Genomic DNA, 21,085 nt, shown 5'->3' on the forward strand with positions numbered 1-21,085 from the left:
CCTCACCCCCGGCCTCTGGCAGCGCGCCACCCGCCACCTGATACGCAAAGCGATCGCCGAATTCACCCACGAACGCCTGCTCGCCCCCGTCCCCGAGACCCGGGAGCGCCGCGGGGGCCGGCACTGGGCGCTGCCGAGCGACGACGGCGCCACGACGTACCGTTTCCGCGCCCGGCGCCTGGCGCTGGACCACTGGGACGTGGACCCGGAGAGCCTGACCCGGCACAGCAGCGGCGGCGACGCGGAGACGGACCTCGACGCGCTCGCCTTCGTCACCGACTTCCGCACCTCGCTCGGCCTGAGCGACCAGGTGCTGCCGGTCTACCTGGAGGAGATCACCTCCACCCTCTCCTCCCTCGCCCTCAAACTGGCCGCGCGGGACCGCGACCCGGCGGGGCGGAGCGCGCGGGCGCTGGCCCGGGCGCCCTTCCAGACCGTCGAGGCGGCCATGACCGAGGGCCACCCCTGCTTCGTGGCGAACAGCGGCCGCCTCGGCTTCGGGCTGGCCGACCTGATGGGCTACGCGCCCGAGGCCGCGGCGCCGGTACGGCTGTTCTGGCTGGCCGCCCACCGCGACCACGCGACCTTCACCGCGAGCCCGGAGTTCCCCGACCAGGAAGCGCTGCTGCGCGGCGAGCTCGACGAGGCCACCCGCGACCGGTTCGCCGCCACGCTGCGCGACCTGGGCCTGGACCCGGCCGACTATCTGCTGATCCCCGCCCACACCTGGCAGTGGGAGCATCGGCTCGCCGTCACCTTCGCCGGCGAGGTGGCCGAGCGCCGGCTCGTCCCGCTCGGCCCGGGCGACGAGCGCCACCTGCCGCAGCAGTCGCTGCGCACCTTCCTCAACGCCGACCGCCCCGAGCGCCATTACGTCAAGACGGCGCTGTCGGTGCTCAACATGGGCTTCGTCCGCGGCCTTTCCGCCGCCTACATGGAGGCCACCCCGGCGATCAACGACTGGCTGGCGGAGCTGATCGCCGCCGATCCCACGCTGACCGCCGCGCGGCTGACGATCCTGCGCGAGCGCGCCGCGATCGGCTACCACCACCGCGGCTACGAGCGGGCCACCGTCAAGGGCTCGCCGTACCGCAAGATGCTGGCCGCGCTGTGGCGGGAGAGCCCGGTCCCGGCGCTGGAGCCGGGGCGGTCGCTGATGACCATGGCCGCGCTGCTGCACACCGACGCCGACGGCCGGTCGGTGGCCGGCGAGCTGATCGCCCGGTCCGGCACGGACGCGCGGCAATGGCTGCGGGCGTACCTGGAGGCGTACCTCGTCCCGGTCGCGCACAGCCTGTACGCCCACGACCTGGCGTTCATGCCGCACGGCGAGAACGTGATCCTGGTGCTGGACCGGCGGGGCACGGTCGAGCGGGCGGTCTTCAAGGACATCGCCGAGGAGATCGTGGTGATGGACCCGGACGCGGTGCTGCCGCCGGCCGTGGCGCGGATCCGGGCCGACGTGCCGGTGGACCAGCGGGCGCTGACCGTCTTCACCGACGTCTTCGACTGCTTCTTCCGCTTCCTGAGCGCGCTGCTGCACACCGAGGGCGTGCTGGACGAGGACGCCTTCTGGCGCACGGTGGCCGAGTGCCTGGCCGACTACCAGCGGGCCCGCCCGGAGCTGGCCGCGGCCTTCCGCCGCTACGACCTGTTCGCGCCGGAGTTCGCCCTGTCCTGCCTGAACCGGCTCCAGTTGCGCGACAACCAGCAGATGGTGGACCTGGCCGACCCCTCGGCGGCGCTCCAGTTCGCCGGCACCCTGCGCAACCCGCTGGCCGCGCACAGAGCGCTGAGCGAGCACAGAGCGCTGACCGAGCCCAGGCCACCCGCCGAGCACCGGCCCTGACCCCTCAGGACGGCCAGTCCACCTGCGGCGAGCGGTACCAGCCGATCCCGAGCGCCGCCCACCGCGGGGCCTGGGCCGCCAGCCGGACCCGGTAGGCGGCCCAGTCGTGGGTGGCCGCCGGGGACCAGCCGATCTCGGCGATCCCCGGCAGCCGCGGGAAGGCCATGACGTCGAGCTGGGCGTCGGTCTTCAGCGTCTCGGTCCACAGCGGCGCCTCCACCCCGCGCACGGCGCCGGCGGACAGGCCCGGCAGGACGGTCGCCGGGTCCCAGTCGTAGGAGTCGGCGACCTCCACGTAACCGGCCCAGCTCAGGCCGTACGGCGTGGCGGGGGTGTACTTCATGTCGAGGTAGGCCCGGTTGGCCGGTGACATGATCACACCGGTGCCGGCCCGGGCGGCGGCCAGCACCTGCGGCTCCGTGCCGGAGGTGCCCCAGTACTGGACCAGCGCTCCCGGCACCGGGTGGGCGGCGGCGATCTGATGCCAGCCGATGACCGTCTTGCCGTACGAGCCGACGATCCGCTGCACGCGGTCGACGAAGGTCTCGTAGTCGGCAGGGCTCGTCGAGTGCGCCTCGTCGCCGCCGATGTGCAGATACGGGCCCGGGGTGAGCGCGGCCAGCTCGCCCAGGACGTCGGACTCGAAGGTGTAGGTGCGCTCGAGGCCCGCGCACAGCGAGCTGAAGCCGACCTTGGTGCCGGTGTAGAGCGGGGGCGCCACCCCGTCGCAGTTGAGCCCGGCGTACGAGGCCAGGGCCGCGTTGCTGTGGCCGGGGCCGTCCACTTCCGGCACCACGGTCAGGAAGCGGGCGGCGGCGTACCGGACGATCTCCCGGTAGTCGTCCTGGCTCCAGTGGCCGCCGGGGCCGCCGCCGACCTCGGTGGAGCCGCCGTAGGAGGCCAGCCGGGGCCAGGAAGCGACGGCGATCCGCCAGCCCTGGTCGTCGGTGAGGTGCAGGTGCAGGACGTTGATCTTGTACAGGGCCAGCTCGTCGATGTACCGCTCGACCTGGGCGACGGTCAGGAAGTGCCGGGCGACGTCGAGCATCGCGCCGCGGTAGGCGTAGCGCGGGGTGTCGGTGATGTCGGCGTCGGGGACGGTCCAGTCGGCGTGCGGGACGGGCGTACGGACCTCGATCGCGGCGGGCAGCAGTTGCCGCAGGGTCTGCACGCCGTGGAAGAGCCCGGCGGCGCCGCGCGCGGTGATCACCACGGACCGGGCGGAGGTCCGCAGCCGGTACCCCTCCGCGCCGAGCGCGGGATCGGCGCCGGCCAGGGTCAGCACGATGCCGCCGGGGTCGCCCGTACCGGCGAGGTCGCCGTCGCCACGGCCGGCGCCACCCGTACGGCCGCCGCCGGCGCGCGGGAGGACCCGCTGCTCGACCGGCAGCGCGTAGCCGGTGGCGGGCCGCAGCAGCCCGGCCGTCCACTCGCCCACCGCGCGGGCCTGCGCCTGGCCGCCGATCACGGTGATGCGGGTGCCGGCGCCGATCCGGTACGTGCCCCCGCCCGGCCGGACCGAGGCCGGCACCGGGACCACCCGCGCGGTGACGGCGGCCGGGCCCGACGCCGCCGAGGCCGCGGTCTGCACCCCGGCCGCGCTCGCCCCCGCGGCGAGCAGCCCCGCGCACAGCAGCCACGCGACCGCCCTGCGACCGGCCGGCCTGCGCGGACCCGGACGGCCCGCCCGCGCACGCGCACGCGCGGGAAGGCGCACGGGAGGACGCACGGGAGGACGTGGAGCACGAAAAGAACGAAGCGCCCGTCCGGCCTCGTCCCGGAGCCCCCGGAACGCAGGCCGGCGCGGTCCGCTGGAGGGTGCCGGCATCCCCGACTGACTACCCCCGCCCCGGGACCAGGTCAAGATCCACGGCGCCCGCCGGGCCGCGCCCACCCGCCCGCGGTGGCGGAAGTCACCCTTTCGGCCGGAGAAAGTGGCGAGTCCTGCCCGTTTTCGGGCAGGATTCTTGCAAAGCAACGATGATCACACCAGTATCAACGGGTGCTCGAACGCCGGACGAACCACGACGACCTCATCGACCACCTCGTGCGCACCACGCCGCTGGGACGCGGCGAGGCCGGCCGGGTGGTCATGGACGTCCTGGCGTACTTCGACGAGACGACGGAGGAGTTCGTCCGCCGCAGACACCGCGAGCTCCAGGCCAGGGGCCTGGTGAACGCGGAGATCTTCGGACGGATCGCGGAGGAGCTGCCGCACCGGGCGGTCGCCCCGCCGGCGCTCACCCAGCGCCAGCTCCGCCGCATCGTCTACGGCTGAGCCGCCGGGGAGCAACCGAACCAATTGCACGACCGAGAGGGACGCACATGTGCGGAATCGTCGGATACATCGGCAGGCGTGACGTGGCGCCGCTGCTGCTGGAAGGGCTGCAGCGGCTGGAGTACCGGGGCTACGACTCGGCCGGCGTCGTCATCACCGGCAAGTCCGGTGACCTGCGCACGGTCAAGGCCAAGGGCCGGGTCCGCGACCTGGAGGCCCGGATCCCCAAGCGGTTCGCCGGCACGACCGGCATCGCGCACACCCGGTGGGCCACCCACGGCGCCCCGAGCGACGAGAACGCGCACCCGCACCTGGACGGCGACAGCAAGGTCGCGGTCGTGCACAACGGCATCATCGACAACGCCTCCGAGCTGCGCGCCAAGCTGACGGCCGACGGCGTGGTCTTCACCTCCGAGACCGACACCGAGGTGCTGGCCCACCTGATCGGCCGGTCCGAGGCCGAGACGCTGGAGAAGAAGGTCAGCGAGGCACTGCGGGCGATCGAGGGCACGTACGGCCTCGCGGTGCTGCACAAGGACTTCCCGGACCGGATCGTGGCGGCCCGCAACGGCTCACCGGTGGTGCTGGGCATCGGCGAGAAGGAGATGTTCGTCGCCTCCGACGTGGCCGCTCTGGTCGCCCACACCCGGCAGGTGGTCACCCTGGCCGACGGCGAGATGGCGACCCTGAAGTCCGACGACTTCCGCACGTACACCACCGAGGGCTCGCGCACCACGGCGACGCCGACCACCGTGGAGTGGGAGGCCGAGTCGTACGACATGGGCGGCCACGACACGTACATGCACAAGGAGATCGTCGAGCAGGTCGAGGCGGTGGACCGGGTGCTGCGCGGGCGCATCGACGACCGGTTCGCCACCGTGCGCCTGGGCGGGCTCAACCTGGAGCCGGGCGAGGCGCGGCGGGTGCGGCGGATCAAGATCCTCGGCTGCGGCACGAGTTACCACGCGGGCCAGATCGGCGCGCAGCTCATCGAGGAGCTGGCCCGTATCCCCGCGGACGCCGAGCCGGCCTCGGAGTTCCGTTACCGCGACCCGGTGGTGGACCCGGACACGCTGTACGTCGCGGTCTCGCAGTCCGGCGAGACGTACGACGTGCTGGCCGCGGTGCAGGAGCTCAAGCGCAAGGGCGCTCGGGTACTGGGCGTGGTCAACGTGGTGGGCTCCGCGATCGCCCGGGAGGCGGACGGCGGGGTGTACGTGCACGCCGGTCCCGAGGTGTGCGTGGTGTCCACCAAGTGCTTCACCAACACGGTGGTGGCCTTCGCGCTGCTGGCGCTGCACCTGGGCCGGATCCGGGACCTGTCGGTCTCCGACGGGCGGCGGATCATCGAGGGGCTGCGCCGGCTGCCCGGCCAGATCGACGAGATCCTCAAGGCCGAGTCGGAGATCAAGGCGCTCGCCAAGGACTTCGCGACCGCCCGGTCGATGCTCTTCATCGGCCGGGTGCGCGGCTACCCGGTGGCCCGCGAGGCGTCGCTGAAGCTCAAGGAGGTCAGCTACATCCACGCCGAGGCGTACCCGGCGAGCGAGCTCAAGCACGGGCCGCTGGCGCTGGTCGAGCCGTCGATGCCGACGGTGGCGATCGTGCCGGACGACGAGTTGCTGGAGAAGAACCGGGCCGCCCTGGAGGAGATCAAGGCCCGCAGCGGCCGGATCCTCGCGGTGGCCCACCAGGAGCAGGAGAAGGCCGACCACACCATTGTGGTGCCCAAGAACGAGCACGAGCTGGACCCGATCCTGATGGGCATCCCGCTCCAGCTCTTCGCGTACCACACCGCCCTCGCGCTGGGACGGGACATCGACAAGCCGCGGAACCTGGCGAAGTCGGTCACGGTGGAGTAGGCGCGTCTCGTCCGCGTGTACGAGAGGGGCCCCGCCGATCGGCGGGGCCCTGTCCTTCGTTCATACCGAAGTACGGGAACCCGAAGTCCCGACGTTCGGAAGTCCGAAGCAACGGGAAAACGGAATTGGGGGTCAGGGGACGACGACCACCGGGCGCTTGGCGCGCCGGGCCAGCCGCCCCGCAACCGAGCCGAAGATCCGGCCCGCCATGCCGCGGGTGCCACCGACCACGATGGCGTCGGCCTCGTACTCCCGGCCGACCTCCTCGAGTTCGTGGCAGATGTCGCCGCCGCGCTCCACCAGCACCCAGGAGATCTCGGCGAGGTGTTCGGCGCAGGCCAGCTCCAGGCCGAGCACCTCGGTGCGGTGGTCGGGGACGTCCACGAAGACCGGGGGCTCGCAGCCGGCCCACACGGTGGCGGGCAGCCGGTTGGCCACATGCACGATGATCAGCGAGGAGCTGTTCCTGCGGGCCATGCCGATGGCGTAGGACAGCGCTCGCTCGCTGGAAACGGAACCGTCGAAGCCCACCACGACGCCGTGCCGGAAGGCGGGGTCGCAGGCGTGCCGCAACGAGGGGGCCAGCTCGGGGACGGCCGGCTCGGCGAGCGGCCTGCCGTCGGCGGGATCGGGAAACTCATGACCGGCCATGATGCGGATTTCCGGCGAGGGCGGCGCTGACGCGCCGAGCAGCGGACACGACTGTTCGAGCGGGGCGGGCCGCCGCAGCAGCCGGTTTGGACCGGTTCGCCACTTCCCGTCCCTCTCCATCCAGAGTACGGCCGCGACATGCGCCTGCACAGGTCTGCCGGGGCCTTCACAGCCTCCGTACCCGAAGTTCCCAGGAGAATGCCGGAGTGCGGGCGTCAGCGCAACGCCATCCCGCCAACCCGTGCGTTCCCGCCAACCCAGTGCACGCTTCGGCGCACCGGGCGCACGAGGGGGCGCACCCACCGCACGCCGATGATCAGCAGCGCAGCGCCGCCGGCCGGGCCGGCTGGCCGCCTTGTACGCTCTTGCGCCGGATCAGCGGCGATTTTCGGCCAACTTCGGCGAGTCGCCGGGCAGTTGCCCCGGGGGCCCGCTAACACCTCCGCCACCTGCGGTTCTACGATGCGCGGTGACGCGGAAGGTGTTTTCCGGGGCCCGAGTGACAAGAGGCGTACTTCCCACGGGGCCCGCGGAGTGAAACGCTTCGTGATCGAATGCTTTACGCCACGTTGTCTTGTCGACTTAGCGTCAGATGGTGAACTTGTCACTAACGCCCCACCTGACACAGTAGATTTGATCATGGGTGGCCTCACGGGGGATTACGTGCAGAACCGAGAGGACGACGCGTCGATTCGAGGGGGGCTTGAGCTCCATGAGCCAGGAGTCCAGTTCCGCAACGGCGACGGACACTCCGTCGCAAGCACCATCGGCATCGCCTCGCGCCATCCGTAAACTCTCCGCGCGACGCCGACCGGAAGTCGTCGCGGTGCTGCTCTTCAGTGGTGGCCCGATCTTCGAGAGTTCCATACCGCTGTCCGTCTTCGGCATAGACCGGCAGGACGCGGGCGTGCCCCGCTACCGCCTGCTGGTGTGCGCCGGCGAGGAAGGCCCGCTGCGTACCACCGGCGGCCTGGAGCTGACCGCTCCCTACGGTCTGGAGGCGCTGTCCAGGGCCGGCACGGTGGTCGTGCCGACCTGGCGCTCGATATCCCAGGCCCCGCCCCCGGAGGCGCTGGACGCGATCCGCCGGGCCCACGAGGAGGGGGCCCGGATCGTCGGGCTGTGCACCGGAGCGTTCGTGCTGGCCGCGGCCGGGCTGCTGGACGGCCGGCCCGCCACCACGCACTGGATGTACGCGCCCACGCTCGCCAAGCGCTACCCGTCGGTCCACGTCGATCCGCGCGAACTGTTCGTGGACGACGGGGACGTGCTCACCTCGGCCGGCACCGCGGCCGGCATCGACCTGTGCCTGCACGTGGTGCGCACCGACCACGGCGCCGAGGCCGCGGCCGCGCTCGCCCGGCGGCTGGTGGTCCCGCCCCGGCGGTCGGACTGGCAGACCGGGCAGCGGCACCTGGACCGGTCTTTACCCGAGGAGATCGGCGCCGACCCGCTGGCCGAGGTCGTCGCCTGGGCGCTGGAGCACCTCCACGAGCAGTTCGACGTGGAGGCGCTGGCCGCGCGCGCGTACATGAGCCGGCGGACCTTCGACCGGCGGTTCCGGTCGCTGACCGGGAGCGCCCCGCTCCAGTGGCTGATCACCCAGCGGGTGCTCCAGGCCCAGCGGCTGCTGGAGACCTCGGACTACTCGGTGGACGAGGTGGCCGGCCGGTGCGGGTTCCGCTCGCCGGTGGCCCTGCGCGGCCACTTCCGGCGCCAGCTCGGCTCCTCCCCGGCCTCGTACCGGGCCGCCTACCGGGCCCGCCGGCCGCAGGACGAGCCGGAGCGGGAACGGGAGCGCGAGCGGGACCGTACGGCCCCGGGCCCGGAGCTGCCCGCACTGCGCCGGGGACCGGTCTCCACGGTGCTGGCGGCGCCGGCCAAGCCGGACGGCGACGGCTACGGGCACGGCGTGCACGGCCCGGCCGCGCACGCCCCGCACAACGGCCCACGGGTGCCGGAACAGCCCGGCGGACGCCCCGACGGGGGTGAGGCGGGGCCGAGGGGCCGGCTGCGCAGCGCCCGCGGGCTGGGAGCCGCACTGCCCGGACCACGTGACCGCCCCGTAGGGTGAGACATATGAACGACCGGATGGTATGGATCGACTGCGAGATGACCGGGCTGTCACTGGCGCACGACGCGCTGATCGAGGTGGCCGCCCTCGTCACCGACTCCGAGCTCAACATCCTCGGCGCGGGGGTGGACATCGTGATCCGGCCCCCCGCCGAGGCCCTGGAGTCGATGCCGGAGATCGTCCGGCAGATGCACACCACGTCCGGTCTGCTGGAGGAGCTGGCCGGCGGGGTGGCACTGGCCGAGGCGGAGAAGCTGGTACTGGACTACGTGCGCGAGCACGTGCCGGAGCCGCGGAAGGCGCCCCTGTGCGGGAACTCGGTGTCCACCGACCGCGGCTTCCTTGCGCGTGACATGCCCACGCTGGAACAGCACCTGCACTACCGGCTGGTGGACGTCTCGTCGATCAAGGAGCTGGCCCGCCGCTGGTACCCCCGGACGTACTTCAACAGCCCGGAGAAGAACGGCAACCACCGGGCGCTGGCGGACATCCGCGAGTCCATCGCCGAGCTGCGCTACTACCGGGAGGCGGTCTTCGTCCCGGCCCCCGGGCCGGACACCGACACGGCCCGGGCGATCGCGGCCCGGCACGTGGTGCCCGCGGAGGACAACGCGCGATGAGTGCCGGGGGCGCACGGCGGACAGGGCGCGCGAGAAAGCAGTGCGCGACCACCCCCCGGCACCCTGTACACTTTTTCCGGCGGCGCCACTCCGGACCTCACCGGACGGAAAAGCGCCGCTCATGGTGGGTGTAGCTCAGCTGGTAGAGCACCTGGTTGTGGTCCAGGATGTCGCGGGTTCGAGTCCCGTCACTCACCCTGAATGATCAAGGCCCGGCCTGTACGAACAGGCCGGGCCTTTGTCATGCCCGGCCTCCGGGAACACCACGGGAACACCGCGGTACGCGGACGGCGCACCGCAGGCCCGCGCCCCCGCACTCTCCGCGGGGGGCGGGCCCCGGCGCCCGGCCGGGTGGTGGTGGAGGGGGCGGCGGGCCGGGGACTGTCAGGTCTGCCCGGGTCATCTCCCGCCGCCCCCGCACCCGGGGGTCGGTCGGCGGATCAGGCGTTGAACAGCAGGGCGTAGGAGCCCATGGCCATCGCGATGTCCGCCTGGGCCCAGAAGCGGTGGTACGTGAACGTCGGCGCGGCGCCGCCGTTCAGGTACGCCTGCACCTTGGACCAGTTGGGGTCGTTCTTGTAGAAGGACCGCAGCTCCAGGAAGGTCGAGCTGGAGCTGATCTTGTCGCCGTTGGGCATGGTGCCGGTCCAGCCGGAGGGGACGTAGACCGGGTCGTTGAACCGGCTGTAATCCGTGCGGGTCTCCGGCGTGGCGATGCCCAGCGGGTCCTGGTAGTTGTTCCACATGCCGTCGAGCAGCGCCTTGGCCGTGGTCTTGGCCGCGGCATTGCCGGACTTGGCGGCGTAGTAGGACAGGGTCTTGGCCAGTGCCGCCGCCACCCCGAGGTCGTTGCCGTACGCCGAAACCGTCACGTGCAGACCGGCGTTGGTGCCGGGGCTGGTCGGGTTCCAGGTGTCGGGCTGACCGGTCCACTGGAGGTCGGACGGGATCTTGAAGGTGCCGTCCGCGTTGATGGTGGTCTGCGAAATGGCCCAGGCCACCCACTTGTCCAGGATCGCCTTGGCCTTGGCGTCCCCGGTCTGCTGGTAGTACTCCGCCATGCGCTCCATCGACCAGGCCTGCATACCGAACCACTGGTTCGACGGCGGGTCGTGGTAGACGGGCTCCCAGTCGTACGCCATCCCGTAGAAGGTGGAGTCACCGGCCGGGGGCTGCGCGTAGGCGCCGTCCCAGCTGTTGGTGGCGCCACCGGCGATGGCGCCCTCGCTGGACTGCAGCCACTGGTAGAACTCGAGCTGCCGCCCGAGGCTCGTGGTCCAGTCGGACTTGCCGGTCGCCGACTTCGGCGCCATCGCCGGGTCGGTGGTCAGCGCGTAGGCCGCCAGCGGGTTCTGGTAGCCGAAGTGCGCGGCGCTGTCACCGATCCGCCAGGCCCAGCCGGCCGAGGAGTCGGAGGCGCCGCCCCAGGCGTAGTACCAGGACAGCAGGTAGTGCTCGCTGTCCTTGCCGGTGCCGGCGGGGCAGGACGGGCTGGTGCAGTTGCCGATCTTCTTGAAGTACTTGTCGAAGAACGAGTACCGCAGGTAGTCACCCATCTTGCCGGCCTTGGCGACGGTGGTCGCCACGTCCGACCCCTTGCCCTGCGCCTTGGCCCAGGTGTCCGCCCAGTAGGCGGCCTGGATCGCGCGCGCGTCGGCGTCGGGGGCGTCGGTGTACTTCCACTGCTTGGCGTAGCTGGAGTCCCCGGTGAACAGGTCCAGGTAGCCGTTGGTGCCGCCGTACTTGAACGCGTCGCAGGTCGGCTGCGGCACGGTCTCCCAGACCGACTCCTGCGAGCCGCGCTGGAAGGTGTTGATGTACGACGGGCCGCTCGCGGTCGGGCCCGCCTCGCAGCCGCCACCGGGCGTGTCACCGTAGCCGTAGACGTTGTCCACGTCCTCCAGCCAGTGCATGCCGTAGATGTCGTCCGTGCCGTAGGCCGACTTCAGCTCGCTCGCGATCGGGTCCACGCCCACCGACACACTGGTGTCCAGCTTGGACGGGTAGTCCGAGGGCAGCGGGTGCTCGGGGGCGTAGGTGGCCGGCTTGCTCGCGTTGTAGAAGCTGCCCGTGGCCTGGTCGGCGTGCTGGGGGATCATGTACTTCTCCATGGTCGCCCAGGACGCGTTGAACTTGCTCCAGTCCCCGGTGACCTGGCCGTACATCGCCTGCAGCCAGATCATGTACGAGTACGCCTCGGAGGTGGTCTCGTGCCCGTAGTCCGGCGCCTCCACCATCAGCGTCTCCACCGAGTGGTAGGGGATGCCGTCCTTGGAGAAGTAGCCGTTCGCCGGGTCGGTGATCTTGCCCCACAGCGTCAGGAAGCGCTGGTCGTAGTCGCTGGTGGCGCCGATCTCGGTGACCGAGACGTCCGCCTTGGCGTAGCCGGTGGCGGTCGCCGAGAAGGTGGCCGAACCGGTGCCGCCCGCGTCCGCGGCGACCGTGACGTTCTGCGCGGTCGACCAGTTGGACGGGGTGAAGGTCAGGGCCGCCCCCGACTGCACCGACAGGCCGGTGTTGCCGGCGCTGCGGGCCACCGCCACCGTGACGTTGGCGGTCGGCGCGCTGGACAGCTTCACCCCGAAGGTGCCGGTCTTGCTCTGCTGCACCGACAGGGTGGTCGGCGAGGCCACGATCGACGGCCCGGTGGCCACGTGGATGCCCACCGGAGCGGACTCCGCCGAGGCGCCCAGGCTGTCGTAGGCCTTCGCGTAGATCGAGTAGTCACCGGCCCCGACGGCGGGCCAGTCGAAGGAGTACGGCGAGGTGGTGTCCGACGCGATCAAGGTGGTGTTGCTGTAGAACTCGACCTTGGTGATCGTCGCGCTGTCCGCGGCCACCGCGGTCGCGGCCAGCGGGATCGTGGCACCCGCGTTGTACGTGGCGCCGGCCGCCGGGCTGGTCAGCACGGGGAGCGGCGGCTGATGAGCGCCCCCGCAGACCGTACCGTTCACGGCGAAACTGGTCGGAGCGGTGTTGGTGCCCGAGTAGTTGAAGTTGGCGCTGGTGGTCACGTTGGCACCGGCAGCGATTGTCTGGTTCCAGTCGAGCGACTTGACAGTGACGTTCTTGCCCGACTGCGACCAGGTGCCGTTCCAGCCGCTCTGCAGCGTCTGGTTGCCGGTGTACGCGTAGGTCAGGGTCCAGCCGCTGATGGCGGACGTACCCAGGTTGGTGATCTTGGCGTTGGCGGTGAAGCCGGAGCCCCAGTCGTTGGTCGAGTAGTCGACGCTGCACTGCAGACCGGCCGCGTGCGCGACGGACCCGCCGCTGGCCGCCGTCATGCCCAAAGGCACGGCAAGGGCGGCGGCCAGGGCGACCGCCACCCGTCGTATGCGCTTCTTGAAGGGTCTTCCTCGTGCCATGCGAGAGGTCCTCCTCGCGGTTCCATGTGGGGGGATAAAAAGCTGGACCAGTGGGAGCGCTCCCACCATCGGGGCGGTCATGACACGCTGTCAAGGCTCGAACAGAAACCCCGTGTTCATGGGGCCGACATCGGCCAGGTCCTCCAGGTCTTTACGCCACCCCTACCGGGGCGGGCCACTTGACGCTAGGGTTCGACGCCGGACCAGTGGGAGCGCGTCCACTTCTTCGATCCCCCCACCCGAAGGAGTCGCTCATGCGACGACCAACGCGCACCGCGGCGTTCTCCATCGCCGCCGTGACCACGGCGGCAGCCACCGCCGCTCTGCTGCCCGCGCTGGGCGCGACTTCGGCGGCCGGAGCGGCGCCGGCCTGCACGGTGGCCTATTCGGTCACCAGCCAATGGGACTCCGGGTTCCAGGGCGGCGTGGTCATCACCAACAACGTCGCCGCCACCTCCGGTTGGACCCTGACCTTCGACTTCCCGGGCACCCAGAAGGTGACCCAGGGCTGGAACGGCACGTGGACGCAGTCCGGCAGGACCGTGACCGTCACCAATGCCTCCTACAACGGGACCATCGCCACCGGCGGCACGGTCAGCGCCGGCTTCCTGGCCAACTGGTCGGGCAGCAACCCGGTACCGGCCTCCTTCACGCTCAACGGCACGGTGTGCAACACCGACCAGACCCAGCCGCCCACCACTCCCCCGACGACGCCCCCCACGACGCCGCCGACCACACCTCCCACCACCCCGCCCGGTGGTGACACCGCGCCGCCCAAGCTGCACGTCTCGGGCAGCCAGCTGGTGGACTCCACCGGCAAGCAGGTGGTGCTGCACGGCGTCAACCGGTCCGGCTCGGAGTTCATGTGCGCACAGGGCCGCGGCATCTTCGACGGCCCGGTGGACGACACGGCGATCTCGGCGATCAAGAGCTGGAAGGGGGTGACCGCGGTCCGCGTCCCGCTCAACGAGGACTGCTGGCAGGGGCTGAGCTACGTGCCGGCCGCCGACGCGGGCGCCAACTACATCTCCGCGATCTCCGACTTCGTCAACCGCCTGACCGCGCACGGCATCACGCCGATCCTGGAACTGCACTGGACGCACGGCACGTACACCGGGAACTCGGCCGGCTGCTCGGATGTCAACGCGACCTGCCAGAAGCCGATGCCCGACGCGCAGTACGCGATCCCGTTCTGGACCAGCGTGGCCAACACCTTCAAGGCGAACACCTCGGTGGTCTTCGAGATGTTCAACGAGCCCTACCCGGACCGCGCCACCTCCACCGCCGACCAGGCGTGGACCTGCTGGCGGGACGGCGGCACCTGCCCGGGCATCGGCTACCAGGTGGCCGGCATGCAGTCGCTGGTGAACGCGGTACGCGGCACCGGCGCGCAGAACGTGATCCTGCTCGGCGGCGTCGCCTACTCCAACGACCTGACCGGCTGGCTCGCCCACAAGCCCACCGACCCGACCGGCAACCTGGGCGCGGTGGTGCACGTGTACAACTTCAACTCCTGCGCCTCGGCCTCCTGCTGGGACTCCCAGCTCGCGCCGGTGGCCGCGCAGGTGCCGCTGGTGGCCACCGAGATCGGTGAGAACACCTGCTCCCACGGGTTCATCGACCAGTTCATGAACTGGCTGGACAGCCACAAGCTCGGCTACCTCGGCTGGACCTGGAACAACTGGGACTGCTCCTCCGGCCCGTCGCTGATCACCGCCTACGACGGCACCCCGACCGCGTACGGGATCGGGCTGCGCGATCACCTGGCGACGCTCGGCTGACACCGGGAACCACCGGGCACCGGACCGGGCAACAGCCTGGACCATCGACCGGGGCGGTCTCGCGCGTGGATGGCGCGCGCGGGGCCGCCCCTCGGCGTGACCAGGGGGTTGTCCGTTCGTTTCTCGAAACCTGCCCAGTGGCCAACTGGCCAGTATTGAACAACTTATTGACGACCGCGTACGCGGGTTGTAAACATCAGCACGCCAGAGAGCGCTCTCACCCAGCGCTCCCGAGCCTCCGTCACGGACCCCCACCCGGTTGAGGAGAAACCACATATGCCAGGCAGCACTCTCACGCTGGTGCGCCGACGGCCAGGGCGAAGCGGATCCCGGCCGTATCTCGTCTTCACCGTGCTGATCGCCCTGCTGGTCGGGCTGGCCCTGGCCGCCACCCAGCAGAAGGCCGGGGCGGCGGGCACTCTGCTCTCGCAGGGCAAGCCGGCCACCGCCTCGTCCACCGAGAACGCCGGCACCCCGGCGTCCGCCGCCGTCGACGGCAACACCGGCACCCGCTGGTCCAGCGCCGCCTCCGACCCGCAGTGGCTCCAGGTCGACCTGGGCTCCTCCCAGTCGATCACGCAGGTCACCCTCAACTGGGAGACGGCGTACGCCACCGCCTTCAAGATCCAGACGTCCAACGACGGGACGACCTGGACCGATGTGTACTCGACCACGACCGGCACCGGCGGCACGCAGAACCTCGCCGTAAACGGTTCCGGGCGGTACGTACGGATGTACGGCACCGTGCGCGCCACCCAGTGGGGCTACTCGCTGTGGGAGTTCCAGGTCTACGGCGGCGGCAGCAGCACCCCGCCGCCCAGCACCTGCGGCACCGACAACGCGGCCCTGAACCGGCCGGCCACCGCGTCCTCCACGGAGAACGCCGCCAGCCCCGCCTCCGCGGCCTTCGACGGCAACACCGGCACCCGCTGGTCCAGCGCCTTCAGTGACCCGCAGTGGGTGCAGGTGGACCTCGGTGCCTCGCTGCCGATCTGCGGCGTGGACCTGAACTGGGAGGCGGCGTACGCCACCGCCTTCAAGGTGCAGGCGTCCAACGACGGCACCACGTGGAGCGACCTGTACTCGACCACGACCGGCACCGGCGGCGTGCAGAAGCTGAACACGAACGGCACCGGCCGGTACGTGCGGGTCTACGGCACCGCGCGCGCCACCGCGTACGGCTACTCCCTGTGGGAGGTCGCCGTCCACCTCCCCTCGGGCACCACCACTCCCCCCACCAGCCCGCCGCCGGACGACGCCTTCTGGGGCACCACCAGTGACATCCCGGCCTCCCCGCACGTGATGGAGGTCAAGGTCCTCAACCGGACCAACGGCGCCTACCCGGACAGCCAGGTGTACTGGACCTACAACGGCCAGACGCACTCCATCGCCGAGCAGCCGTACGTCGACATCATCGCGTCGGGCGCCCAGCGCATGTACTTCTACGTCGGCTCGCCGACCGGGCAGTACTACGACTTCATCGAGTTCAGCACCGACGCGACCAACTTCTACGGCAACACCACCCGGGTCGACGCCTGGGGCCTGCCGCTGGCCATCCGGCTGCACTCGCACAGCGGCCAGGAGATCCAGCTCGGTGACACGCAGGACCTGTTCACCATGACCCGCGACCAGGTCTTCCAGAACTTCCAGAACTCCGTGCCCGCGCAGTTCAAGGTGCTGGCGCAGACCCAGGCCCCGTACCGGATCATCGCCCCGGGCAGCGACCCGAGCTTCCGGGCCGGCGGCGCGAACGCCAACTACTACACGGCGTACGCGAACTCGGTCGGCGTCAACGAGTCCACGCAGAACATCTTCGGCTGTGCCGGCTCGCTCGGCAGCAACGCGGCCCTGTGCGCGGCGCTCAACCGCCACACCGCCGACCTGCCGGCCGCCCAGCAGCAGGACCCGACGAAGTTCTACAGCGCGGACCCGGCCAACTGGTACGCCAAGTACTGGCACGACCACGGCATCAACCACCTCGCCTACGGCTTCCCGTACGACGACGTGGCCGGCCAGGCGGCCTACACCGGCATGGCCAACCCGCAGTGGATGGAGGTCGCCGTCGGCTACTGAGCCGCCGGCACCACCCGTCTCCCGGCCCCCGCACAGGGGATCCCCCCGCACCGGAACACACCGGAACCCCCCACAGGAAAGTCCCCCCACACCCCGCCGGGGGCGGGCCCGCAAGGGCTCGCCCCCGGCGGGTCTTTTTTGCGCCCGCCGCCCGAAACCCGGGTGCATACGGCCGGGCCGGCCGGGCATGCGAGGTGCATGCCGGAACTGCCGGACGTGGAAGGCTTCCGCAGGACCCTGGACGAGGCCGCCGGGCAGCGGATCGCGCGGGTGGCGGTCGCGGACCCCGGTGTGCTGCGGGACGTGCCGGCCCGGCGGTTCGTCCGGGAGCTGACCGGGCGCCGCCTGGGCCGTCCGTACCGCCACGGCAAGTGGCTGGTCGCACCGACCGGGAGCCCGGAGGATTCCGAGGGCCCGCACGGTTCCGGGGACTCCGACGACTCCAGTGGCGGCCCCACCTTGCTGCTGCACTTCGGGATGACCGGCGGCCTGGTGCGGGCGGACGGCGACGAGCCGCGCCACCCGCACGACCGGATGGTGCTGGTGCTGGCCGACGGGAGCGAGCTGCGCTATCGCGACCAGCGCAAACTGCAGGGCCTGCGGCTGGGCGGCCCGGAGACGGTCGGGCGCGCGCTGGACGGTCTGGGGCCCGACGCGCTGGATGTCGCCGCCGGGGAGTTCACCCGGGCGCTGGCCGAGCGGCGGGGCCGGGTCAAGGCGGTCCTGCTCGACCAGTCCGCGGTCGCCGGCCTCGGCAATCTGCTGGCCGACGAGATCCTGTGGCGCTCGCACGTCCATCCGGCCCGCCCGGCGCGCGAGGTCGCCGCCGACGCGGGCGCACGGGTGCACGGCCGGATGCGCCAGGTACTGCGCTCCTCGGTGCGTGTGGGGCGGGTGCCGGACCGGGAGAGCTGGCTGACCGGGCACCGCGACGAGCCCGACCCGCACTGCCCGCGCTGCGGTACGCCGCTGAGCAGCGGGCGGGTGGCCGGGCGGCACACGGTGTGGTGTCCGCGCTGCCAGCCGGACAGCCGGTCGGAAGGAGAAAGGGGGTGACGGGCCGGGCTCAGGCCTCGGGAGCGGCTTCCTCGACGCCCTCGGCGAATTCCCACCAGCACAGCGGGAGCCAGTCGCCGTCGACGAAGCCGTCGACGGTCGAGCCGTGGCCGCGTACGAAGACAGAGGTTCCGGCCGGGTAGAGGGTGCCGGACAGCCCTGGCACGGGGACGAGCAGGGTTCCGCGGCGGGGGGTCACAATGTCACCTTCTTCGTTTGCGCAGCGTATCGAGTCAGCTTATCCGAGTTGTCCGGTTCATAACCCGGGTGGAGCATGAGAAGTGGGTCACGTGGGGGGTGTTCGACGAACGGAGGTTTGAGGATGAAGGCCGTCGTCTACAAGGGACCGTTCGAGGTCAACGTCGAGGACGTCGCAAAACCCGCCATCCAGCACCCCAACGACGTGATCGTGCGGGTCACGTCCACCGCGATCTGCGGTTCCGATCTGCACATGTACGAAGGGCGCACGGCCGCCGAGCCGGGCATCGTGTTCGGCCACGAGAATCTGGGGATCATCGAGGAGACCGGTCAGGGCGTCACCTCGCTGAAGAAGGGCGACCGTGTCGTCATGCCCTTCAACGTCGCCTGCGGGTTCTGCAAGAACTGCGCGGCCGGCTACACCGGGTACTGCCTGACGGTGAACCCGGGATTCGCCGGCGGTGCGTACGGCTATGTGGCCATGGGCCCGTGGCCGGGCGGCCAGGCCGAGTACCTGCGCGTTCCGTACGCGGACTTCAACTGTCTGAAGCTGCCCGAGGGCACCGCGCACGAGACCGATTTCATCCTGCTGGCCGACATCTTCCCGACCGGATACCACGGCTGCGAACTGGCCGGGGTCTCGCCGGGCGACTCCGTCGCGGTGTACGGCGGCGGTCCGGTCGGCCTGATGGCGGCGTACTCGGCGCTGCTGCGCGGCGCGAAGAAGGTCTTCGTGGTGGACCGGGTGCCCGAGCGGCTGGCCAAGGCGCGGGAGATCGGCGCGATACCGATCAACTTCGCCGAGGGCGACCCGGTGGCACAGATCAAGGACCAGACCGGCGGTGAAGGCACCGACAAGGGCGTCGACGCCGTCGGCTACCAGGCCAAGGCGCACGCCGAGGACCGCGAGGAGCCGGCCACCGTGCTGAACTCGCTGGTCGAGACGGTGCGGCCGACCGGCGCGCTCGGCGTCCCGGGCCTGTACGTGCCCAGCGATCCGGGCGGCCCGGACGAGTACGCCCGCAAGGGCATGCTCGCGGTCTCGATCGGCCGGCTGTTCGAGAAGGGCCTGCGGGTCGGCACCGGTCAGTGCAACGTCAAGCGGTACAACCGCCAGTTGCGCGACATGATCATCGAGGGCCGCGCCACGCCGAGCTTCGTGGTCTCCCACGAGCTCCCGCTGGACCAGGCGGCCTCGGCGTACGACAAGTTCGACAAGCGCATCGAGGGCTACACCAAGGTCGTACTCCACCCGCAGATGTGAGCCGACCCCGAGCAGACAGCCCTGCGCAGGCGGACCGCTGACCTTTCGGTGAGCGGTCCGCCGCGCGGTACGGGCGGTGTCCGCAGGCCCCGCGGGTCACTCGGCGGTCAGCCGCTCCGAGACCGTCCACAGGCGGGCCGCGGTCTGCGGGTCCAGGGCCTGCGCGGCAACGCCGCCGAAGAAGTCCGGGCGGGCCGGGACGGCCTCGTTGCAGTCCTCGAAGTAGCGGCCGCCGATGCCGTCGAGACCGGGCCAGGTGGCCACCAGGGCGGCGGTGGCCGCGCCCTGGGCGGGGGTCTTGAAGGTGTAGCGGCCGGAGTTCACCGCGTCGTCCAGGGCGCCGGGGGCCATGTGGCGGGTGAGGTTGGTCAGGATCGCGCCCGGGTGCGCCGCGTTGACGGTGATCCCGTCGGCGGACCAGCGGCGGTCCGCCTCCACCGCGAACAGCACGGTGGCGGTCTTGGACTGGGCGTAGGCGAGCTCGGCGTCGTACGGCCGGGTCCGGAAGTCCAGGTCGTCCAGGTCCAGGCCGCCGCGCAGGTGGGCGATCGAGCTGAGCGCCACCACGCGGGCGCCGCCGGCCGCGGCCAGCGCCTGGTGCAGGCCCGTGGTCAGGGCGAAGTGGCCCAGGTGGTTCACGGCGAACTGCCATTCGCGGCCCTGCGGGGTGCGCCGCTCGGGCGTGGCCATCACCCCGGCGTTGTTCACCAGGATGTGCAGCGGGCCCTGCCAGCCGGCCGTGAACGCCCGCACCGACGCCAGGTCGCCCAGATCCAGTGCCCGCACATCGGTCTTCCCGCCGATCTCCGCGGCCACCCGCTCCCCCGCGGCCGTGTCCCGGACCGCCAGCGTCACCTCCGCCCCGGCGCCGGCCAGCGCCCGCGCGGTCTCCACCCCGATCCCCGAGGACGCCCCCGTCACGATCGCCCGCCGACCCGCCAGGTCCACCCCCGCGACGACCTCCTCCGCGGTCGACGTCGCCCCGAACGGCGTGGTCACCCGGCCCGTGTTCCCGCTCATACGCTTCCCTCTCTCCTCGTCCGGCGGGCTTCCCCGCCTCCCCTCCACCCTCCCGCGCCCACCCCCACCCCACGACCCGCCCAGGGAGCCCGCCCGTACCGGGGGCACGCCAGTACCCCCCACCGGCGGGAGAGAATGAACGACATGACCGACCTCGGCGATTTTCTGCGGACGCGGCGGGCGCGGGTGAGCCCGCGGGAGGCGGGGCTCGGGACGGAGACGGGGGTGCGGCGGGTGCCGGGGCTGCGGCGGGAGGAGGTGGCCCGGCTCGCGGGGGTGAGCGTGGACTACTACGTACGGCTGGAGCGGGGGCGGCAGGCGAACGCCTCGGAGGCGGTGCTGGAGGCCCTGGCGCGGGCGCTGCGGCTCGATACGACCGAGCGGGACCACTTGTTCGCCCTGGCCCGCCCTGGGCGCGCACAGGCGCTCCCGGTGCAGAAGGTGGCGCCGGGCCTCGACCGGGTGCTGGAGACCATGCGGGACGTCCCCGCGCTGGTGCTGGGCCGGCGGATGGACGTGCTGGCGTCGAACCCGATGGCCCGCGCCTTCTACACCGACTTCGAGGCGCTGCCGGTGCGGGAGCGCAACATGGTGCGCTTCATCTTCCTGAACCCGGTGGCCCGCGGGCTGTACGCGGACTGGCCGGAGTCCGCGCGCGGCACCGTGGCGGTGCTGCACCGGTACGCCGGGCGCTTCCCGCACGACCCGAGGCTGGACGAGCTGGTCGACGAGCTGTCCGCACGCGACCCGGACTTCCGCCGCTGGTGGGCCGAGCACGACGTGATGCGCCGCGCCTACGGCGTCAAGCACTACCGCCACCCGGTGGCCGGCGAGATGGTGCTGTCCTACCAGTCGCTCACCCCGGAGGGCGACCGCGAGCAGTCCCTCGGCCTGCACTTCGCCGAGCCGGGCTCACCGTCCGAGGAGCGGTTGCGGCTGCTCGCCGAGCGCGCCGGGGTGCCGGCGGCCGCGCGGCCGTGACGTCCCGCGCACG

The 21,085-nt window shown here is 71.6% G+C and carries 15 protein-coding genes and 1 tRNA gene; 11 read left to right on the forward strand and 5 right to left on the reverse strand.

Features of this window, described 5'->3' with window-relative positions; genetic code table 11:
* The coding region (locus ITX44_RS30065; protein ID WP_205361080.1) for an IucA/IucC family protein at window positions 1–1,849 on the forward strand (1,849 nt) is incomplete at its 5' end.
* Window positions 1,850–1,853: 4 nt separating this feature from the next.
* On the opposite strand, the gene ITX44_RS30070 is transcribed toward ITX44_RS30065, so the two are convergent.
* Window positions 1,854–3,566, reverse strand: a complete 1,713-nt coding sequence (locus tag ITX44_RS30070) for a beta-N-acetylhexosaminidase (protein ID WP_372441035.1) — start codon at window positions 3,564–3,566, stop codon at window positions 1,854–1,856.
* Between the two features lie 285 nt (window positions 3,567–3,851).
* On the opposite strand from ITX44_RS30070, the gene ITX44_RS30075 reads away from it, so the two are divergent.
* A complete protein-coding gene (locus tag ITX44_RS30075) occupies window positions 3,852–4,127 on the forward strand; it encodes a hypothetical protein (protein WP_205361082.1) in 276 nt (91 codons plus the stop codon).
* Window positions 4,128–4,174: 47 nt separating this feature from the next.
* Complete coding sequence (glmS, locus tag ITX44_RS30080; protein WP_205361083.1) at window positions 4,175–5,989, forward strand: glutamine--fructose-6-phosphate transaminase (isomerizing); 1,815 nt, start codon at window positions 4,175–4,177, stop codon at window positions 5,987–5,989.
* A 132-nt stretch (window positions 5,990–6,121) separates the two neighbouring features.
* Here the strand turns inward: glmS and ITX44_RS30085 are convergent, their stop codons facing one another.
* Window positions 6,122–6,640, reverse strand: coding sequence for a universal stress protein (locus ITX44_RS30085; RefSeq protein ID WP_205361085.1), 519 nt, complete (start codon window positions 6,638–6,640; stop codon window positions 6,122–6,124).
* Between the two features lie 712 nt (window positions 6,641–7,352).
* Here ITX44_RS30085 and ITX44_RS30090 point away from each other — a divergent pair.
* From ITX44_RS30090 to ITX44_RS30100, 3 genes are all read left to right on the forward strand, one after another.
* Complete coding sequence (locus tag ITX44_RS30090) at window positions 7,353–8,714, forward strand: GlxA family transcriptional regulator (RefSeq protein ID WP_236061988.1); 1,362 nt, start codon at window positions 7,353–7,355, stop codon at window positions 8,712–8,714.
* 5 nt (window positions 8,715–8,719) lie between these two features.
* Window positions 8,720–9,334: an oligoribonuclease gene (gene orn / locus ITX44_RS30095; RefSeq protein WP_205361087.1), complete on the forward strand. Its 615-nt coding sequence runs from the start codon at window positions 8,720–8,722 to the stop codon at window positions 9,332–9,334.
* A 124-nt stretch (window positions 9,335–9,458) separates the two neighbouring features.
* Window positions 9,459–9,531, forward strand: a tRNA-His gene (locus ITX44_RS30100).
* Between the two features lie 243 nt (window positions 9,532–9,774).
* Here ITX44_RS30100 and ITX44_RS30105 read toward each other — a convergent pair.
* Entirely contained in the window at window positions 9,775–12,699 is a 2,925-nt protein-coding gene (locus tag ITX44_RS30105; RefSeq protein ID WP_205361089.1) for a glycoside hydrolase family 48 protein, read from the reverse strand.
* 254 nt (window positions 12,700–12,953) lie between these two features.
* Here ITX44_RS30105 and ITX44_RS30110 point away from each other — a divergent pair, with 254 nt between their 5' ends.
* From ITX44_RS30110 to ITX44_RS30120, 3 genes are all read left to right on the forward strand, one after another.
* On the forward strand, window positions 12,954–14,480 hold the full coding sequence (locus ITX44_RS30110; protein WP_205361091.1) for a cellulose binding domain-containing protein: 1,527 nt from the start codon (window positions 12,954–12,956) through the stop codon (window positions 14,478–14,480).
* Between the two features lie 276 nt (window positions 14,481–14,756).
* Entirely contained in the window at window positions 14,757–16,553 is a 1,797-nt protein-coding gene (locus ITX44_RS42850; protein WP_205361094.1) for a discoidin domain-containing protein, read from the forward strand.
* A 198-nt stretch (window positions 16,554–16,751) separates the two neighbouring features.
* Window positions 16,752–17,609 (forward strand): Fpg/Nei family DNA glycosylase, encoded by an 858-nt coding sequence (locus ITX44_RS30120; RefSeq protein ID WP_205361096.1) that lies wholly within the window; start codon window positions 16,752–16,754, stop codon window positions 17,607–17,609.
* 10 nt (window positions 17,610–17,619) lie between these two features.
* On the opposite strand, the gene ITX44_RS30125 is transcribed toward ITX44_RS30120, so the two are convergent.
* Window positions 17,620–17,808 (reverse strand): hypothetical protein, encoded by a 189-nt coding sequence (locus tag ITX44_RS30125; protein ID WP_236062032.1) that lies wholly within the window; start codon window positions 17,806–17,808, stop codon window positions 17,620–17,622.
* A 123-nt stretch (window positions 17,809–17,931) separates the two neighbouring features.
* Here ITX44_RS30125 and ITX44_RS30130 point away from each other — a divergent pair, with 123 nt between their 5' ends.
* On the forward strand, window positions 17,932–19,071 hold the full coding sequence (locus tag ITX44_RS30130; protein ID WP_205361098.1) for a glutathione-independent formaldehyde dehydrogenase: 1,140 nt from the start codon (window positions 17,932–17,934) through the stop codon (window positions 19,069–19,071).
* Between the two features lie 96 nt (window positions 19,072–19,167).
* Here ITX44_RS30130 and ITX44_RS30135 read toward each other — a convergent pair whose 3' ends face one another.
* Complete coding sequence (locus tag ITX44_RS30135) at window positions 19,168–20,091, reverse strand: SDR family NAD(P)-dependent oxidoreductase (protein ID WP_205361100.1); 924 nt, start codon at window positions 20,089–20,091, stop codon at window positions 19,168–19,170.
* Window positions 20,092–20,226: 135 nt separating this feature from the next.
* On the opposite strand from ITX44_RS30135, the gene ITX44_RS30140 reads away from it, so the two are divergent.
* Complete coding sequence (locus tag ITX44_RS30140; protein ID WP_205361102.1) at window positions 20,227–21,072, forward strand: helix-turn-helix transcriptional regulator; 846 nt, start codon at window positions 20,227–20,229, stop codon at window positions 21,070–21,072.
* Window positions 21,073–21,085 lie beyond the last annotated feature (13 nt).

The sequence above is a fragment of the Actinacidiphila acididurans genome (assembly GCF_016918855.1).
Classification (GTDB): domain Bacteria; phylum Actinomycetota; class Actinomycetes; order Streptomycetales; family Streptomycetaceae; genus Actinacidiphila; species Actinacidiphila acididurans.

Bases quoted from the DNA above. Each gene is read 5' to 3' on its own strand.
- glmS (WP_205361083.1), top strand. From the start codon at position 4,175: ATGTGCGGAATCGTCGGATACATCGGCAGGCGTGACGTGGCGCCGCTG.
- ITX44_RS30085 (WP_205361085.1), bottom strand. From the start codon at position 6,640: ATGGCCGGTCATGAGTTTCCCGATCCCGCCGACGGCAGGCCGCTCGCC.
- ITX44_RS30090 (WP_236061988.1), top strand. From the start codon at position 7,353: ATGAGCCAGGAGTCCAGTTCCGCAACGGCGACGGACACTCCGTCGCAA.
- orn (WP_205361087.1), top strand. From the start codon at position 8,720: ATGAACGACCGGATGGTATGGATCGACTGCGAGATGACCGGGCTGTCA.
- ITX44_RS30105 (WP_205361089.1), bottom strand. From the start codon at position 12,699: ATGGCACGAGGAAGACCCTTCAAGAAGCGCATACGACGGGTGGCGGTC.
- ITX44_RS30110 (WP_205361091.1), top strand. From the start codon at position 12,954: ATGCGACGACCAACGCGCACCGCGGCGTTCTCCATCGCCGCCGTGACC.
- ITX44_RS42850 (WP_205361094.1), top strand. From the start codon at position 14,757: ATGCCAGGCAGCACTCTCACGCTGGTGCGCCGACGGCCAGGGCGAAGC.
- ITX44_RS30120 (WP_205361096.1), top strand. From the start codon at position 16,752: ATGCCGGAACTGCCGGACGTGGAAGGCTTCCGCAGGACCCTGGACGAG.
- ITX44_RS30130 (WP_205361098.1), top strand. From the start codon at position 17,932: ATGAAGGCCGTCGTCTACAAGGGACCGTTCGAGGTCAACGTCGAGGAC.
- ITX44_RS30135 (WP_205361100.1), bottom strand. From the start codon at position 20,091: ATGAGCGGGAACACGGGCCGGGTGACCACGCCGTTCGGGGCGACGTCG.
- ITX44_RS30140 (WP_205361102.1), top strand. From the start codon at position 20,227: ATGAACGACATGACCGACCTCGGCGATTTTCTGCGGACGCGGCGGGCG.